Annotated in this window: 14 protein-coding genes; 6 read left to right on the top strand and 8 right to left on the bottom strand. The window is 54.8% G+C overall.

Annotated features, from left to right (window positions below; genetic code table 11):
- Positions 1-57: 57 nt before the first annotated feature.
- The 8 genes from noc to rpmH form a co-directional block, all read right to left on the bottom strand.
- Positions 58-927, bottom strand: coding sequence for a nucleoid occlusion protein (gene noc, locus AC6CHQ_RS10955; protein ID WP_092053892.1), 870 nt, complete (start codon positions 925-927; stop codon positions 58-60).
- 367 nt (positions 928-1,294) lie between these two features.
- Entirely contained in the window at positions 1,295-2,014 is a 720-nt protein-coding gene (rsmG, locus tag AC6CHQ_RS10950) for a 16S rRNA (guanine(527)-N(7))-methyltransferase RsmG (RefSeq protein WP_498081558.1), read from the bottom strand.
- 64 nt (positions 2,015-2,078) lie between these two features.
- On the bottom strand, positions 2,079-3,968 hold the full coding sequence (mnmG, locus tag AC6CHQ_RS10945) for a tRNA uridine-5-carboxymethylaminomethyl(34) synthesis enzyme MnmG (protein ID WP_498081557.1): 1,890 nt from the start codon (positions 3,966-3,968) through the stop codon (positions 2,079-2,081).
- Positions 3,969-4,021: 53 nt separating this feature from the next.
- Complete coding sequence (mnmE, locus tag AC6CHQ_RS10940; RefSeq protein ID WP_498081556.1) at positions 4,022-5,407, bottom strand: tRNA uridine-5-carboxymethylaminomethyl(34) synthesis GTPase MnmE; 1,386 nt, start codon at positions 5,405-5,407, stop codon at positions 4,022-4,024.
- A 271-nt stretch (positions 5,408-5,678) separates the two neighbouring features.
- Positions 5,679-6,575 carry an RNA-binding cell elongation regulator Jag/EloR gene (gene jag / locus AC6CHQ_RS10935; RefSeq protein ID WP_424237367.1) on the bottom strand — a complete coding sequence of 299 codons (897 nt, stop codon included), beginning with the start codon at positions 6,573-6,575 and terminating at the stop codon, positions 5,679-5,681.
- Positions 6,572-7,438, bottom strand: a complete 867-nt coding sequence (yidC, locus tag AC6CHQ_RS10930; RefSeq protein WP_092053908.1) for a membrane protein insertase YidC — start codon at positions 7,436-7,438, stop codon at positions 6,572-6,574. The genes jag and yidC overlap by 4 nt, the downstream gene beginning before the upstream one ends.
- Positions 7,439-7,521: 83 nt before the next feature.
- Positions 7,522-7,866, bottom strand: a complete 345-nt coding sequence (gene rnpA / locus AC6CHQ_RS10925; RefSeq protein WP_092053912.1) for a ribonuclease P protein component — start codon at positions 7,864-7,866, stop codon at positions 7,522-7,524.
- A gap of 132 nt (positions 7,867-7,998) precedes the next feature.
- Entirely contained in the window at positions 7,999-8,133 is a 135-nt protein-coding gene (gene rpmH / locus AC6CHQ_RS10920) for a 50S ribosomal protein L34 (RefSeq protein ID WP_081607183.1), read from the bottom strand.
- Positions 8,134-8,639: 506 nt separating this feature from the next.
- Between rpmH and dnaA the strand changes: the two genes are divergently transcribed.
- The 6 genes from dnaA to gyrA all read left to right on the top strand — a co-directional run bounded on the left by dnaA (position 8,640) and on the right by gyrA (position 17,424).
- On the top strand, positions 8,640-9,989 hold the full coding sequence (dnaA, locus tag AC6CHQ_RS10915) for a chromosomal replication initiator protein DnaA (RefSeq protein WP_092053917.1): 1,350 nt from the start codon (positions 8,640-8,642) through the stop codon (positions 9,987-9,989).
- Positions 9,990-10,155: 166 nt separating this feature from the next.
- Entirely contained in the window at positions 10,156-11,292 is a 1,137-nt protein-coding gene (gene dnaN, locus AC6CHQ_RS10910; RefSeq protein WP_092053921.1) for a DNA polymerase III subunit beta, read from the top strand.
- Between the two features lie 111 nt (positions 11,293-11,403).
- Positions 11,404-11,634: a S4 domain-containing protein YaaA gene (yaaA, locus tag AC6CHQ_RS10905; protein WP_092053925.1), complete on the top strand. Its 231-nt coding sequence runs from the start codon at positions 11,404-11,406 to the stop codon at positions 11,632-11,634.
- A complete protein-coding gene (gene recF / locus AC6CHQ_RS10900) occupies positions 11,634-12,761 on the top strand; it encodes a DNA replication/repair protein RecF (RefSeq protein ID WP_498081555.1) in 1,128 nt (375 codons plus the stop codon). The genes yaaA and recF overlap by 1 nt, the downstream gene beginning before the upstream one ends.
- A 97-nt stretch (positions 12,762-12,858) precedes the next feature.
- Positions 12,859-14,784, top strand: a complete 1,926-nt coding sequence (gene gyrB, locus AC6CHQ_RS10895; RefSeq protein WP_251239372.1) for a DNA topoisomerase (ATP-hydrolyzing) subunit B — start codon at positions 12,859-12,861, stop codon at positions 14,782-14,784.
- Between the two features lie 27 nt (positions 14,785-14,811).
- Positions 14,812-17,424 carry a DNA gyrase subunit A gene (gyrA, locus tag AC6CHQ_RS10890; RefSeq protein ID WP_251239283.1) on the top strand — a complete coding sequence of 871 codons (2,613 nt, stop codon included), beginning with the start codon at positions 14,812-14,814 and terminating at the stop codon, positions 17,422-17,424.
- Positions 17,425-17,631: the final 207 nt, after the last annotated feature.

Here is a 17,631-nt window from a genome sequence, read left to right as displayed (position 1 = left end):
CCGCCCGACGGTCTTTCCGGCGACAGAAAAAACTCTTGCCGGTCCGGCAAGAGGCGGTTACTTCTGTTTTGGGATGCGGACAGTGATTCTATAGAAGTCTTCCTCATCCTCTTCTTCCGTCTGCAGGCGGATCCCGCTCTGGTTAACGAGGGAGAGGGACTGGCGGATCGTATTCAATGCGATGCGGACGTCCTTGCTGACGGCCTTCCGACGCTTTTTCGGCTTTTGCTCGGGGGCCGGCTCTTCCTCAGGGGGATTCAGGATTTCCTGTATCCTTGCTTCCAGCTGTTTGACATTGTATTGATGTTCTTTGATTTCTTCGAACACCTGGAGCTGCAGGCCCTCTTCCTTGAGAGGAATCAGCGAACGGGCATGCCGTTCGGAAATCTCCCGGTCGAGGATGCCTCTTCTGATCGGCTCAGGGAGCTTCAGGAGACGGAGCTTGTTGGCTACCGTGGACTGTCCCTTTCCGAGCCGCTGCGCAAGCGCTTCCTGTGTGAGGGAATGAAGCTTAAGCAGTTTGTCGTAGGCCATGGCTTCCTCGATCGCCGTCAGTTCTTCCCGCTGCAGGTTCTCGATGAGTGCGACAGAAGCGGTCTCTTTGTCGTCCATCTCACGGATGATGGCCGGCACTTGCGTCCAGTTCAGCTTTTTCATCGCCCGGTATCGGCGTTCGCCTGCAATAATTTCAAACTTGCCGTCCTCAATCGGACGGACGACAATCGGCTGGATCACGCCGTGGATATTGATGGTCCTTGCCAGCTCATCGATCTTCTCTTCGTCAAAGATCGTTCTGGGCTGGAAACGGTTTGGTATGATATCGGCCAGGCGGACCTTGATCACGTCTTCGGAACGTTCCGCCCCGCTCGCTTCAAACAATTCATCTTTATCACTGTTCCCGAAAAAGCGCGAGAAAGTGCTTTTCAAAACGGGCACCCCCTTATGGACATCCTACTACAAGACAATTCGATGCGGGACCGGAAATTCCTTCCCGGAGAGTCCAAATGTAAGAATATATAAAAAATGTTCCACGTGAAACAGCATATTAAAAAGGCTGATTTCCGCTATAGGCCCTTGTCGACCAACGCTTACGCTTTTGGTCACAGACGCCGTTCTTCGTAACGGCGCCCGCTAGTCCGCGGGCGTTGCCTCAGCCTCCTCGAGCTACGCTCTGTGGGGTCTTCGACTAACGCTTTTCCCGCAGGTGTCTCGGGCCTTTCGCTTCAATCAGCCATCAATTAAGAATAATTTTCGTTTCACTCAACACCAAAACATGAGTGCATCTCGAATTTCCTTACTTAACTAACGGAAGTTTGCCCGGGGTGCCGGGTTTCCGCGGGTATTTCTTCGGTGTGCGGGCGACTTTCTCAATGACGAAGATGTTGCGCTCGCTGTCTTCAACGGGCAGGAGGAATGAATGGGATTCCTTAAGCCGGCCGCCGAGAAGCTTCACGGCATATTCCGCTTCCCGCATTTCCTCACCGGCAGCGGCTGCCTTCATGGAAATAAACCGGCCGCCCTCCTTCACGAGCGGAAGGCACAGTTCGGCAAGTACCGGAAGACGCGCGACTGCGCGGGCGGTCACGACGTCGAACGCTTCGCGGAATTCCGGATTGCGTCCGGCTTCCTCAGCTCGCGAATGAACAAAACGGACATGGTCGAGCCCAAGCTCTTTTCCGAGCTCATCAAGGAATGTGATCCGCTTGTTGAGCGAATCGATGATGGTCACACGCAGCTCCGGGAAGCAGATCTTCAGCGGGATGCTCGGGAAGCCCGCGCCCGCTCCGACGTCACAGACAGTCAGCGGCCCGTCGAACGGAGCCTGGAATGCTGCGCTCACCGAATCGTAGAAATGCTTCAGATAAACCTGTTCCCGGTCCGTGATGGCAGTCAGATTCATCTTTTCATTCCACTCGACGAGCAACTCGTAGTAGCGGCGGAACTGGCCGATTTGCCGTTCATTCAGCGAAATGCCGCGCTTTTCAAGTTCCTGCACAAATTGTTCTTCATTCATTGAGACGGTTCCCCTTCCATAAATCAGGCCGATGCGAATCTTGTTCACATCGGCCTATTGGTGTTTAACCGGATACTTTTGCAATTCTTCCCTGTTCGATATAGACGAGCAGGATGGAGATGTCTGCCGGGTTGACGCCCGAGATCCGGGAAGCCTGCGCGATGGAGAGAGGCCGGACTTCCTTGAGGTTGTGGCGTGCTTCGGAAGCGATTCCCTGGATGGCATCGTAGTCGATGTCTTCGGGGATCTTCTTGTCTTCCATCTTCTTCAGGCGTTCCACCTGCTGCATCGACTTGTTGATGTAGCCCTCATATTTAACCTGGATCTCGACCTGTTCCTTGACCTCTTCCGGCAGTGCCACATCCGACGGAGCGGCTGCTTCGATCAGGCCATAGTGAACTTCCGGCCGGCGCAGCAGGTCAGAAGCGTGGATCGCTTCCTTGAGTTCGGTGCCGCCGATTTCACGGATGGCTTCCTGGAGTGCGTCGTCCGGTTTCAGGACGGTGCGGCCGAGACGTTTGATCTCGTCTTCGATCATTTGCTTCTTCTCGATAAACAGGACATACCGCTCCTCGCTCTGCAGCCCGATGTTGTGGCCGATTTCCGTCAGGCGGAGGTCAGCGTTGTCGTGGCGCAGCAGCAGGCGATATTCCGCACGCGAAGTGAGGAGGCGGTAGGGCTCGTTCGTACCCTTGGTCACGAGATCATCGATGAGAACGCCGATGTATGCATCGGAGCGGCTCAGGATGACTTCCTCGCGGCCGAGCACCCGTGCAGCGGCATTGATACCTGCCATGATGCCCTGTGCGGCCGCTTCTTCATAGCCTGATGTGCCGTTGATCTGGCCTGCGGTGTAAAGACCGCGGATCCTCTTGGTCTCGAGTGTTGGCCAAAGCTGTGTCGGTACGATCGCATCGTATTCGATGGCATAGCCGGCGCGCATCATTTCGGCCTTTTCAAGACCCGGGATCGTTTCAAGCAGCCGGCGCTGGATGTGCTCCGGCAGGCTGGTGGACAGTCCCTGCACATACACTTCCCGCGTATTGCGGCCTTCCGGCTCGAGGAAAATCTGGTGGCGCGGCTTGTCACTGAACCGGACGATCTTGTCTTCGATCGACGGGCAGTAGCGGGGGCCTTTTCCTTTGATCATGCCGGAGTACATCGGCGACAGGTTCAGGTTGTCATTGATGATTTCGTGTGTTTCTCCGGTTGTATAAGTGAGCCAGCACGGCAGCTGGTCGGTGATGAACTCGGTCGTCTCGTAGCTGAACGCCCGCGGTTCTTCATCTCCCGGCTGGATTTCCGTCTTGCTGTAGTCGATTGTACGGCTGTTGACCCGAGGAGGTGTGCCGGTTTTAAAACGGACTGTTTCAAAGCCGAGCTCTTCAAGGTTTTCCGCAAGGCGGATCGACGGCTGCTGATGGTTCGGGCCGCTGGAGTATTTCAGGTCTCCGATGATGATCTCGCCGCGGAGGAACGTCCCCGTCGTAACAATGACCGTTTCAGCGCGGTAAACGGCGCCGACCTGTGTGATGAGGCCCTTTATTTCGCCGTCTTCGACAATCAGTTCCTCGACGATGCCTTGGTGGAGGTGAAGATTTTCCTGCTCCTCGAGCATGCTCTTCATTTCCTGCTGGTAGAGAACTTTGTCGGCCTGCGCACGGAGTGCCCGTACCGCCGGCCCTTTTCCTGTATTCAGCATGCGCATCTGGATATGCGTTTTATCAATGACTTTCCCCATTGCGCCGCCGAGCGCGTCAATTTCGCGGACGACGATTCCTTTCGCCGGGCCGCCGATCGACGGATTGCACGGCATGAACGCGATCATATCGAGGTTCATCGTGAGCATGAGGGTCGATGCACCCATTTTCGCTGCAGCCAGGCCGGCTTCGACGCCCGCATGGCCCGCTCCGATGACGATTACATCGAACTTGCCTGCTTCAAATTGTGGCATGTTCGTTCATCCTTCCTAATATCTGAATATATGAAGCCGGTCTGAGCCGGCGTTTACTTTCCTAGACAAAACTGCGAGAACAACTCATTGATGAGGCTTTCCTGCACGGTGTCCCCGATGATCTCACCGAGGATTTCCCATGCACGCGTGACATCAATTTGCACCATGTCCACCGGAACGCCTGCTTCCGCCGCAGAAATGGCATCATCGACGGAACGGCGTGCCTGGTGAAGCAGCGCCACGTGGCGGGCATTGGATACATACGTCATATCCTGTGAACCTGTGCGTCCCTCGAAGAACATCGAGGCGATTGCCTCTTCCAGCTCATCGACACCCTCATCCTTAAGGAGGGAAGTCGTGACGACGGGCGCATTGCCTGTCCGGCTGCGGACCTCATCAATGTCCAATTTGCGCGGAAGGTCGGTTTTGTTCGCGACGACGATGACGTCCATGCCGCGGACCGCTTCGAAAAGCCGGATATCCTCCTCACTCAGTTCCTCTGAGCTGTTCAGAACGAGGAGGATGAGATCGGCTTCCTTCAATACTCTGCGGGAACGCTCAACACCGATCCGTTCGACGATGTCCTCGGTTTCCCGGATGCCGGCCGTGTCGACCAGCTTTAGCGGAACACCGCGCACATTGACGTATTCTTCGATGGTATCGCGCGTCGTTCCGGCGATATCGGTGACGATCGCCTTGTTTTCCTGGAGGAGGCTGTTGAGAAGTGATGACTTGCCGACATTCGGACGGCCGATGATCGCCGTCGACAGCCCCTCCCGGAGAATCTTGCCCTGGCCGGATGTGCGGATGAGTCCGTCGATTTCCGAGCGGACCCATGTGCACTTCTCGATCAGCACCGGAAGCGTCATTTCTTCGACATCGTCATACTCCGGATAGTCGATGTTCACTTCCACCTGCGCAAGCGTCTCGATCAGCGCCTGGCGCAGGTCCCCGATAAGCCGGGACAGCCGGCCCTCCATCTGCCCGAGTGCGACATCCATCGCACGGTCGGTCTTGGAGCGGATCAGGTCCATGACCCCTTCCGCCTGGGACAGGTCAATCCGGCCGTTCAGGAAGGCACGCTTCGTGAACTCGCCCGGTTCGGCAAGTCGCGCGCCGCCCCGGAGGACCAGTTCCAGAACGCGGTTCACCGAGACCAAACCGCCGTGGCAGTTGATCTCGATGACATCTTCCCGTGTATAGGTTTTTGGTGCCTTCATCAGGGACACCATCACTTCTTCTGCTGTTTTCCCCGTCTCCGGGTCGACGAGATGGCCGTAGTGGATCGTATGCGATGCCGATTCGGCCAGCGTCTTGCCGGAAGGCGAGCGGAACAGCTTGTCGGTGATTCCGACCGCTTCATCTCCGCTCAGCCGGACGATGGCAATCGCGCCCTCGCCCATAGGTGTGGATATCGCCGCAATCGTATCAAATTCCATTCCGGCCACCCCTTTCTATATTGTTATCCACATGTGGACAATCCGCATGCGGGCATGGTGATCTAACATAATATAGTACCACAAACACTCCACATGGAAAAGCGGCGGGATTGAAGAGGAATAAATAACCGGTTTAGCATATCGTGAAGGATCGCAGCAACTTGCCGGACATCGTTTCCGGAAGTCTGTTGTGTAACAGGAAAACGGCTCATTTCCTTGCTAAACAAGCATCAAAAAGGCCGGACAGCAACACATGCTGTCCGGCTTCTTCTTATTTATGCGGTTCAATCACAAGATGTCGGTGCGGTTCTTTGCCTTCCGAATGGGTGTCAACGTCAAAGCGCTCCGAGAGGGCATGGTGGATGATTTTCCGCTCTGAAGAGGGCATCGGTTCCAGCGCCACACGCGCGCCGGTCCGGACTGCCTGATCGGCCTTCCGTTCGGCAAGCATCTTCAACGTTTCAGCACGCTTTGCCCGGTAATCTCCGACGTCCACCGAGACGACGAGGAACTGCTTGGCATAGTTGTTGGCGACCACCTGGACAAGCTGCTGGAGCGCGTTCAGGGTCTGCCCACGCTTGCCGATCAGCAGTGCCGCTTTTTCGCTTTCCAGGCGGAATTCAAGATTCTTTCCATCAAGCGCGTGGAAAACTTCCGCGTCCTCCGCCCCCATTTCCCGGACGACGGATTTCAGGTAACCGGCGGTCATGCCGATCGCCTCGTCAAGGTCCCGCTGCTCTTCATCCGACTCTTCCGGACGGACCGGCTCCAGTGGCTCCACGGGAACCACGGGAACGACTGGACCTTTTTCTTCATCTTCGTTCTTGCCAAGAGGAACGGGGTCCGGTGCAGCCGGATTTTCCGGCTGCACAGTCTCTGTTGATGCCGGGCCCTCAGAAGTAATGGGCTCCAGAGGTATTGCCTCCGGTTCACCGGGCGCTTCCTCCGCAGGTTCCACTTTTGCCGCAACAGATGCGGCTTCAGGCTCAGTGCTGACCACTTCGGCCGTGACGCGCACCGAAGCCTCGCGCGCACCGAAGCCCAAAAACCCTTTTTTGCCTTCATCAATGATCTCGATTTTCACCTGATCACGGGTCAGGCCGAGTTTGGCCAGTGCGTTCGAGACTGCCTCATCGACCGTGGTGCCCGTCGCGACCGTCTGAATCATTTTTTCTTCCCTCCTGATTTGCCGCCCTTTTTCTTTGCCTTCGGCTGTGCCGCGGGACGGGAGCCTGCCGGCTTCTGCTGCGCCGGGCGCTTCACTGCATCCTGTGCTGTCGCCGCGGTTGCCGGCTCGGCTTTTTTCTGGAACGGCTTGTACATGAAGATGTTCGTAATGAATGAAATGATGTTACCGATGATCCAGTAGAGCGTCAGCGCAGACGGCAGGAATGTACCGAAAGCGAAGATCATGACCGGCATAAAGTACATCATTGCCTTCATTTGCGGATTGTCCATGGCCGGACCAGTACGGAGCACGACAAACTGAGCAGCCGCTGCGATAAACGCCAGAATAATGCTCGGTTCTGCGAGATGGACGCCGAAAATGTCACCAAGGGCAATCTCAGGCGTATTGTTCATCCGGCTGATTGCATGGTAGATACCGATCAGGATCGGCATCTGGACAAGTACAGGCAAGCAGCCCGCTGCCGGGTTGACTTCCCGTGTTTTAAGGAGCTGCTGGAACTCCTCCTGGTATTTCTTCTGCGTGACGGCATCCTTTGACGGATACTTCGCCTGCAGTGCCTTGATTTCAGGCTGGATCTCCTGCATCCGTTTCGAACTCTGCACCTGCTTGATCATAAGCGGCAGAATAACAAGGCGGATAAGGATGGTTACCGCGATGATCGCCAATCCGTACGTGCCGAGCAGACCTTTGAACATCGTGATGATCGAGACAAGCGGCCAGACGATAAATTTATTCCAGAATCCTTCGCTGTCCTCATAGATCGGTTCATTGAATTCCGTACAACCCGCGAGGAACGCGGCCAGGAATGCGACCATGAGAACCAGCCACAACTTCTTCTTCAAAACCTTTCCCCCAGACGTTCATTCTTTTCCTGCGGCGGCTATTCCGCCTTTCCCACCATCGTACCATGCGGGAGCAGAGCGTTCTACTTCTTTCTAAGCACCTTGGCGATCCTCATGATATGGATCAGGCTCTTCTTCGTCGTATGGAAGTCGATTGAAGCCGCCTGGCTGCGGGCGATGATGATATAGTCCATATCTTTGCGGAGATCGTCCTTCAATTCATGCACCGCCTGCCTGACATAGCGCTTGATCCTGTTGCGCGTGACCGCATTGCCGATCTTTTTCGAGACGGAAATGCCGAGCCTGAACTCCTCCTGCCCCTCCGTCCTGAGCGAATAGATGACAAACTGACGGTTTGCAAACGACTTCCCGTGCTTGAATACCCGCTGGAATTCCTCATTTTTCTTCACCCGCTGGTATTTGTTCATGTTAGGGTCCACCTGCTTCTCGTTTACTCTTCTTCCTTATAAGGTAGGGGATCGGCCAGGATTCCTTACCTATTCATTTCCTTCCCGGCCGCCCCTAAACGAAAAAAAAGACCACTGAAGTGATCAGTGGACTTATGCCGAAAGTACTTTTCTTCCTCTGCGGCGACGTGCAGCCAAAATGCGGCGGCCGCTCTTTGTCTTCATGCGCGCACGGAATCCGTGTACTTTGCTGTGCTTGCGTTTATTTGGTTGATACGTACGTTTCATAGTCAGGGCACCTCCTAATCGTTGCCGTTTAAACATCGGACAGTCTTGCACATTATATAAGACACAGGAAGCTGTGTCAATAGTTTATTCTGTCCGCAGTTCCGGGATCTTCCCTGCGTCCGCTTTTCTGACGGCTGCAAAGTTATCCACGTTTCTCCCGGGGCGGCTGTGCGCGCAGTTCGACAGGAAAAAAGTTATTCACACCCGTTATCGACAAGTTTCGCACAACACAACCCCCTGTGGATAAAGGGTTTGTGCACAGAAAACCGGCGTGTGGATAAGTCCCGCAATTGGTTGTCAGTGGCGGGTTTTTCTGTTACGATGTTGGAGCATAACTTTTCCGGGGGAATTCGCCGGTTAAATCTTATCCACAATTGTTGATAGGTTGTGGATAATTTTTTCCGCATTTTTTAAAACTGCTTGTCCACAGCTTGTGGATTTGTTCGCAAATCCCTTTAATAGGGTCACGATTCGACAACCAAATAAAAAGAAAAGGAGGTTTCGTGTTGGAACAGTTCGATGATTTATGGAACCAGGTGCTTGCCAGGGTCGAACAGCGGATTTCCAAGCCAAGCTTCGACACATGGCTTAAATCGACACGCATGATCGATTACCGCAATGACACCATCATCATCGGCGCGCCCAATTCGTTCACGCGTGACTGGCTGGAGAACCACTATATCCAGCTGATCGCGGGTATTATGAGCGAACTCACCGGCGAAGACGTACATATCCGTTTTACCGTGCCCGAAGACGCCGATGAAGAAGCGTTCGATATGCCGAAACCCGCACCCAAGCCGAAAAACGGACGGCATGTCGACCAATCTGACGGCATGCTCAATCCGAAGTACACCTTCGATACTTTTGTCATCGGTTCGGGCAACCGGTTTGCCCATGCTGCCTCCTTGGCCGTAGCCGAAGCTCCGGCCAAGGCTTACAACCCCCTCTTCATCTATGGGGGCGTCGGCTTGGGCAAGACCCACCTGATGCATGCGATCGGCCATTATGTGCGCGAGCACAAGCCGGATGCAAAAGTTGTTTATCTTTCCTCAGAAAAGTTCACGAACGAGTTCATCAACTCGATCCGTGATAACGAAGCCGTCGAGTTCCGGGACAAGTACCGGAATGTCGATGTGCTGCTGATTGATGATATTCAATTCATCGCGGGAAAAGAACAGACCCAGGAAGAGTTCTTCCATACATTCAATACGCTGCATGAGTCATCAAAGCAGATCGTCATCTCCAGTGACCGTCCGCCAAAGGAGATCCCGACGCTTGAAGACAGGCTGCGCTCGCGCTTTGAATGGGGGCTTATCACCGATATCACACCGCCCGATCTCGAGACCCGGATTGCCATCCTGCGCAAAAAAGCGAAGGCGGATGGCCTTGTTGACGTGTCCAATGAAGTCATGATGTACATCGCGAACCAGATCGATACCAATATTCGCGAACTTGAAGGCGCACTGATCCGTGTCGTGGCGTATTCGTCACTCGTCAATGAGGACATCACGCCAAAATTGGCCGAAGAAGCGCTCAAGGATATCATCCCGAATGCCCGGCCGCGCCAGGTCACGATCCTCGACATTCAGAAAGCCGTCGGTGAGCACTTCAGCATCCGGCTTGAAGATTTTGCTGCTAAAAAGCGTACCAAGTCCATCGCTTTCCCAAGACAGGTCGCCATGTACCTTTCCCGGGAAATGACCGAGTTCTCGCTGCCGAAAATCGGCGATGAATTCGGAGGACGGGACCATTCTACCGTCATCCATGCGCACGAGAAAATCTCGAAAATGCTCAAGGAAGACCAGAATCTTCAGCAGGACATTAAAGAAATCCGCTCCGTTCTCGGCAAAAACTGATGTGGATAACCCCACTTCCGGGGAGCACCCGTGCCAACAGGTTATGCACATGTAGATAAGCACGGAGCAATTGGTCAAAACGGACTTATCAACTTATCCACAGCCCCTACTACTATTACTAACTATCTTTTTACTTTTAAATTAAATATATAAGCGAGGTATCGAGATGAAATTTGAGATTGCGAGGGACCGGCTTCTGGACGGATTAAACGACGTCATGAAAGCTGTCAGTTCAAAAGCAGCCATTCCGATTCTGACGGGCATCAAACTGGACGTTGATGAAGAAGGGCTTCACCTGACAGGAAGCGATTCGGATATTACGATCCAGACATTTATCCCTGCGGAAGAAAACGGAGAGCAGCTCATCCGGACATCCCAGCGCGGCTCGATCGTGCTGCAGGCCAAATACTTCAACGAAATCGTCAGGAAGCTTCCGACAAACGACATCGAAATCGAAGTGAGCGGACATCTGCAGACACACATCCGGTCCGGAAAATCCGAATTCCATCTGATCGGCTCCGATGCGGAAGATTACCCACAGTTACCGGAAATTGATGACGACAGGCATTTTGCCATCCCGGCGGATCTGCTGAAGTCGATCATCCGGGAAACAGTATTTGCCGTATCAGCATCAGAATCACGCCCGATCCTGACAGGTGTCCACTGGCAGGTGCAGGAAGATGAGCTGGTCTGCGTTGCGACCGACAGCCACCGGCTGGCCCGCCGAAAGACCCGGCTTGAGAACGCACCTGAAGACGACTACAGTGTCGTCATCCCGGGCAAGAGCCTTCAGGAACTTAACAAGATCCTCGGAGATTCCAATGATCCGGTCGGTATCACGATGAGCAACAAGCAGGTGCTGTTCCGGGCTGGCCATGTCCTGTTCTATTCGCGGCTTCTTGAAGGGAACTATCCGGATACAAGCAGGCTCATCCCGTCGGAGTACAAAACCGACATCCATGTAAACGGCAAGACACTTCTCCAGTCGATCGACCGTGCCTCCCTGCTTGCCCGCGAAGAGCGGAACAATGTTGTCCGTTTTTCGGCAGACGGCAGCAACACCGTCGAAATCTCCTCGAACTCCCCGGAAATCGGGAAAGTCGAAGAACAGGTGGAAACGGCTTCCGTCGAAGGGGAAGAGCTGAAAATATCCTTTAGCGCGAAATACATGATGGATGCGCTTCGAGCAATCGAGGGACAGGACATCGTGATCAGGTTCACCGGCGCAATGCGGCCATTTATTTTGAAGTCGGCCGAGGACGACACGCTCCTGCAGCTGATCCTCCCGGTACGCACATACTGATCACCGAATGGAAAGAAAGGGACAGCCCGAAATGGCTGTTCCTTTTGTTTATCGTCAGGAAGCGATAAAATAGAGGAATGGACGAATATTGGACGAAGGGCGGTGTCGACCGTGGAACGTCTTGCGATCGATACGGAATTCATTACACTCGGACAGGCTTTGAAGATGACTGATGCCATCTCCTCCGGGGGCATGGCGAAATGGTTTCTGTCCGAGCATGCGGTATATGTGAACGGCGACCCGGAAAACCGGCGGGGCCGGAAACTGCGTGACGGGGATATCGTCAACATCCCGGGAACGGGCAGGTTCCGGGTTTCTGGACCGGCTCCGGGTGACAGCTGATGCACATCGAGCAACTTAAGCTGAGGAATTACCGGAGTTATGAATCACTGGACCTGTCATTTTCACCGAATATCAACGTGCTGATCGGTGAAAATGCACAGGGGAAGACCAATATCATGGAAGCGATCTACGTGCTTGCAATGGCGAAATCACACCGCACGTCCAACGATCGTGAATTAATACGCTGGGGTGCGGATTATGGTAAAATAGAAGGAGCGGTACAGCGGAAATACGGCGTTCTGCCGCTTGAGCTGACACTCTCCAAAAAGGGCAAGAAAGCCAGGGTCAATCATCTGGAACAGCAGAGACTGAGCGACTACATCGGACAGCTCAATGTCGTCATGTTCGCGCCTGAGGATCTGCATCTCATCAAGGGCAGCCCACAGGTGCGACGCCGTTTCCTGGATATGGAAATCGGCCAGGTATCAAGGGTGTATCTGCATGATTTGCTGCAGTTTCACAAGGTGATGCGTCAGCGCAATGCCATCCTGAAGGCCAACCAGGGCAGGAGCGGGCTCACGGATGTCATGTTCGATGTCTATACGGATCAGTACGTCGATATGGCGATCCGCATCATCCGCAAGCGATTTGAGTTCGCGGAGATGCTCCAGAAATGGGCAGAACCGATTCATAAGGGGATTTCCCGTGGGCTGGAAGAACTTGTCATCACATACGAAACACTGAAAGACATCGAACCCGACCAGTCGGCCGAAGAAATGGCGACGCGGCTGAGGGATCGGCTGGAAGGGCTCAGGCAGCGGGAACTCGACCGCGGCGTGACACTGGCCGGTCCGCACCGTGACGACCTGACATTCCTGGTGAACGGGCATGACGTCCAGGTGTACGGGTCACAGGGCCAGCAAAGAACGGCGGCACTGTCACTGAAGCTCGCGGAAATCGAGCTTCTCCGTCAGGAAACCGGTGAATCACCGGTTCTTCTCCTTGACGATGTCCTGTCCGAGCTGGACGATTACCGGCAGTCTCATCTGCTGAATACCATCCAGGGGCAGGTGCAGACGCTGGTCACGACAACGAACGTGGACGGCATTATGCACGAGACGATCCAAAAAGCGGATCTGTACCGTGTCTCGGCCGGCACGGCTGAGCACGAGAATCACGACGACTGAACGCGCGGCAGGGAAAATCCCTCCGCGGGTTTTCACGCATACAGGAAACCGTTGCATCACGTTTGGGCATTGAAAGGGCAGGTGAACGGAATTGGCGATGGAAGAAGAGAACCTTCGCAACAATGATTACGGAGCGGATCAGATCCAGGTCCTGGAAGGCCTGGAGGCGGTCCGCAAGCGTCCGGGCATGTATATCGGTTCGACCAGTTCAAAGGGGCTGCACCATCTCGTCTGGGAAATCGTCGACAACTCGATCGATGAGGCGCTGGCCGGATACTGCGACCATATTGAAGTGGCGATCGAAAAAGACAACTGGATCCGGGTCCAGGACAACGGGCGCGGCATACCGGTCGGCATCCAGGAAAAGACCGGCCGTCCCGCAGTCGAAGTCATTATGACTGTCCTCCACGCCGGCGGGAAATTCGGCGGCGGCGGGTACAAAGTGTCAGGCGGACTCCACGGTGTCGGTGCTTCTGTAGTGAACGCACTGTCAGAACGCACGGAAGTGAAAGTGGCCCGTGACGGCCATCTGCACTTTATCGCGTTTGAGCGCGGGCAGATTTCCGATGAACTGAAAGTGATCGGCGACTCCGAAGAGACTGGTTCGGAAGTCCGTTTTAAGGCGGACCCCGAGATCTTCACGGAGACGACGGTCTATGAATATGACATCCTTGCGCACCGCCTGCAGGAGCTGGCTTACCTGAACCGGGGCATCCGGATCACGCTTTCGGACGAACGCGGAGAGGAAGAGCGGTCCGACTCCTACCATTACGAGGGCGGCATCAAGTCCTATGTCCAGCACATCAACGAGGACAAGGAGCCGATCCATGAAGAACCGATCTTCATCGAAGGCGAAAAAGACGGCATAGCCGTCGAGGTCGCCATGCAATATAACGCAGGATACGCGTCGAACATCTTTTCGTTCGCGAACAATATCAACACGTACGAAGGCGGAACGCACGAATCCGGCTTTAAGACGGCACTTACGCGGGTCATCAATGACTACGCGCGAAAAAACGGCCTGTTGAAGGATAATGATGCAAACCTTTCTGGTGAGGATGCGAGGGAAGGGCTGACGGCAATCATCTCCATCAAGCACCCGGACCCTCAGTTCGAAGGGCAGACCAAGACGAAGCTTGGAAACTCGGAAGTGAGCCAGATCGTCAACTCGCTGTTCTCGGAGGGGCTCGAACGCTTCCTCATGGAGAACCCGACCGGCGCGCGCATGATCGTCGAAAAGGGTCTCATGGCCGCCCGGGCGCGAGTCGCCGCGAAAAAGGCCCGCGAACTCACACGACGCAAGTCGGTGCTCGAGATTTCAAACCTTCCGGGCAAGCTTTCCGACTGCTCTTCCCGCGACCCGGCCATCAGTGAGCTCTACATCGTTGAGGGAGACTCGGCGGGCGGTTCAGCGAAAAATGGCCGCGACCGCCATTTCCAGGCGATTCTTCCGCTGCGGGGCAAAATCCTGAATGTCGAGAAAGCGCACATCAACCGGATCCTTTCCAATACGGAGATCCGGGCGATGATCACCGCTCTCGGTACGGGGATCGGCGACCAGTTCGACCTGGCGAAGGCCCGCTACCACAAAGTCGTCATCATGACCGATGCGGACGTTGACGGCGCCCATATCCGGACGCTGCTTCTGACGTTTTTCTACCGTTTCATGCGTCCGCTCGTCGAAGCGGGTTATGTGTATATCGCACAGCCGCCCCTTTATCAGGTCAAGCAGGGCAAGCATGTCGAATATTGTTACTCGGATGCGGAATTGCAGGAAATCCTCGAACGGCTTCCGCAGGTGCCTAAACCGGTCATCCAGCGATACAAGGGCCTTGGGGAGATGGACGCGGGGCAACTTTGGGATACGACGATGGATCCCGAGTACCGCACACTTCTCCAGGTCACACTTGAGGACGCACTGGAAGCCGATGCGATTTTCGAACAGCTCATGGGAGACGAAGTCGCACCGCGCCGTCAGTTTATCGAAGAAAATGCAGTTTATGTAAAGAATCTGGATATATAAGGCTTTACTTGAAAGGGGTCAAAGACCATGGCAGACACGCCGGACCGTGGCGTCCAACGCATTAACATCAGTACGGAGATGAAAACCTCGTTCCTTGACTACGCGATGAGTGTCATCGTGTCTCGTGCGCTGCCGGACGTCCGTGACGGGCTCAAACCGGTCCACCGCCGGATTTTGTATGCCATGCAGGACCTCGGCAACACCGCGGACAAACCGTACAAGAAGTCGGCCCGTATTGTCGGGGACGTCATCGGTAAGTACCACCCTCACGGCGATAGCGCAGTATACGACACGATGGTGCGCATGGCACAGGACTTCAACTACCGGTATATGCTCGTCGACGGACACGGAAACTTTGGATCGGTCGACGGCGATGCCGCAGCCGCCATGCGGTACACGGAATCCCGGATGTCGAAGATTTCCGCTGAGCTCCTGCGTGACATCAACAAAGACACGATCGACTATCAGTCAAACTATGACGGACAGGAAAAAGAGCCGATCGTGCTTCCGAGCCGTTTCCCGAACCTGCTGGTAAACGGTTCCTCGGGGATTGCTGTCGGGATGGCAACCAATATCCCGCCGCATAACCTCGGGGAAGCGATTAATGCGGTTCTCGCACTCGCGGACAATCCGGACATTACGACAGAGGAACTCATGGAAATCATTCCGGGGCCCGATTTCCCTACCGGCGGCCTCATTCTCGGCAGGAGCGGCATCCGCCGTGCCTACGAGACGGGCCGGGGCTCCCTCCTGACACGGGGGAAGGTCGAGATTGAAACCGCGCCGAACGGCAAGGAGACGATCCTCGTCCATGAACTTCCCTACCAGGTGAACAAAGCCCGGCTGATTGAGAAAATCGCAGAACTTGTCCGTGAAAAACGGATTGAGGGCATTACCGACCTCCGTGATGAGTCGGACCGCCGGGGCATGCGCATCGTCATGGAAGTCCGGCGCGATGCAAATGCCAATGTCATCGTGAACAATCTCTATAAGCACACCGCCCTCCAGTCAAGCTTCGGCATCAACATGCTTGCACTGGTGGACGGCCAGCCGAAGGTGCTCAGTCTGAAACAAATGCTCTTCCATTATCTGGAGCACCAAAAAGAGGTTGTCACTCGCCGTACGCGCTTTGAGCTAAACAAAGCGGAAGACCGCGCACATATCCTCGAAGGTTTGCGCATTGCGCTTGACCATATCGATGAGATCATCGCGCTGATCCGTGCTTCCAAGACGACCGACGAAGCAAAAACCTCCCTCATAGAGCGTTTCAGCCTGTCGGAGCGGCAGTCCCAGGCAATCCTTGACATGCGGCTCCAGCGGCTTACCGGTCTCGAGCGGGACAAGATCGAGGAAGAGTACAAGGAACTCCAGATCCTCATCGCCGAGCTTCGCGCCATTCTGGCCGACGAAAACAAGTTGCTTGAAATCATCAAAGAAGAGCTTGCCGAAGTAAAAGACCGGTTCGCAGATGCACGTCGGTCGGAAATCACTGCAGGCGGTTCCGAAATGATCGAGGACGAGGATCTGATTCCGGTCGAGAACTCTGTCATCACCCTCACGCACCGCGGCTACATCAAGCGGCTGCCGGCCAGCACCTACCGCAGCCAGCGGCGCGGAGGTCGCGGCGTCCAGGGCATGGGCACGAATGAGGACGACTTTGTCGAGCACCTGCTTTACACGTCCACCCATGACCGGATCCTGTTCTTTACGAATACCGGCAAGGTATATCGCCTGAAGGGCTATGAGATCCCTGAGTTCAGCCGGACGGCGAAGGGCCTTCCGATCATCAACCTGCTGGGCCTCGACAAAGGCGAAAGTGTCACGACGATGCTTCGCGTGGACGAATATGACGAAGAAGCGTTCCTCGTCTTTACCACCAAGCAGGGTGTTGCCAAGCGGACCCCTGTTACACACTTCGCCAATATCCGTTCGAACGGGCTGATCGCCCTTTCCCTGCGTGAGGACGACGAACTTGTCCAGGTTAAAGTGACCGACGGGACAAAAGACGTGGTCATCGGTACGCGCGGGGGCATGCTGATCCGATTCTTTGAAGACGATTTGCGTCCGATGGGCCGGACTGCGACAGGCGTACGAGGCATCCACCTCCGCAGTGATGACTATGTGATCGGTATGGACGTGGTCGAGGAAGGCCAGGAAATCCTCGTTGTCACGGAGCAGGGCTTCGGGAAGCGCACGCCTGAATCCGAATACCGGAGACAGACACGCGGCGGATACGGCCTGAAGACACTTCATGTAACCGACAGGAACGGCCCGCTCGTCTCGATGAAGTCGATTGACGGCACGGAAGATATCATGATCATCACGATTCACGGCATCCTGATCCGTATGGATGTCGCGGACATCTCGGTTATTGGCCGGATCACACAAGGTGTCCGCCTCATCAGGCTTGATGAGGGTGAATACGTGGCAACAGTCGCGAAAGTGGAAAAGGAAGAAGAAGAAGACCTTCCGGATGGAGAGATGGAAGACGTTCTGGAGGGACAATTCGACGATCCCGAGAAGCTGGAGCCGGAATCCTCGGTAGAAGGAGAGTTCCCTTCTATAGAGGATGACGGGGAAGACTTCGGATCCGATGAGATTGAAGACTCCGGCGACGGATCCGGACGGGAAGAAGAATAAATGCATGACAGGAAAACGGTTTTGACCGTTTTCCTGTTTTTTTGTTTTTGAGGGTTGCATTTTACTGCGCAGCCGAGTATAGTAGAGAAGTTGTCGTTCGGAGCACAATCCACAAAAAAAGATTCACTTTTTGTGTTGACTTTCCGGATCGGCGATGTTATGATAATTAAGCTCTCGTTAAGAGATATGTTCTTCACGGCGAGCGAC

It is taken from the genome of Bhargavaea sp. GQ12, from assembly GCF_059758705.1.
The sequence above is the reverse complement of the archived record's forward strand: the minus strand, read 5'-3'. Positions and strand labels throughout refer to the sequence as shown.

What these genes read in the sequence shown, in the direction of transcription:
- rsmG (WP_498081558.1), bottom strand. Translation starts at nt 2,014, where the DNA reads ATGAATGAAGAACAATTTGTGCAGGAACTTGAAAAGCGCGGCATTTCG.
- mnmE (WP_498081556.1), bottom strand. Translation starts at nt 5,407, where the DNA reads ATGGAATTTGATACGATTGCGGCGATATCCACACCTATGGGCGAGGGC.
- mnmG (WP_498081557.1), bottom strand. Translation starts at nt 3,968, where the DNA reads ATGCCACAATTTGAAGCAGGCAAGTTCGATGTAATCGTCATCGGAGCG.
- recF (WP_498081555.1), top strand. Translation starts at nt 11,634, where the DNA reads ATGCACATCGAGCAACTTAAGCTGAGGAATTACCGGAGTTATGAATCA.
- rpmH (WP_081607183.1), bottom strand. Translation starts at nt 8,133, where the DNA reads ATGAAACGTACGTATCAACCAAATAAACGCAAGCACAGCAAAGTACAC.
- dnaN (WP_092053921.1), top strand. Translation starts at nt 10,156, where the DNA reads ATGAAATTTGAGATTGCGAGGGACCGGCTTCTGGACGGATTAAACGAC.
- rnpA (WP_092053912.1), bottom strand. Translation starts at nt 7,866, where the DNA reads ATGAACAAATACCAGCGGGTGAAGAAAAATGAGGAATTCCAGCGGGTA.
- gyrB (WP_251239372.1), top strand. Translation starts at nt 12,859, where the DNA reads ATGGAAGAAGAGAACCTTCGCAACAATGATTACGGAGCGGATCAGATC.
- gyrA (WP_251239283.1), top strand. Translation starts at nt 14,812, where the DNA reads ATGGCAGACACGCCGGACCGTGGCGTCCAACGCATTAACATCAGTACG.
- jag (WP_424237367.1), bottom strand. Translation starts at nt 6,575, where the DNA reads ATGATTCAGACGGTCGCGACGGGCACCACGGTCGATGAGGCAGTCTCG.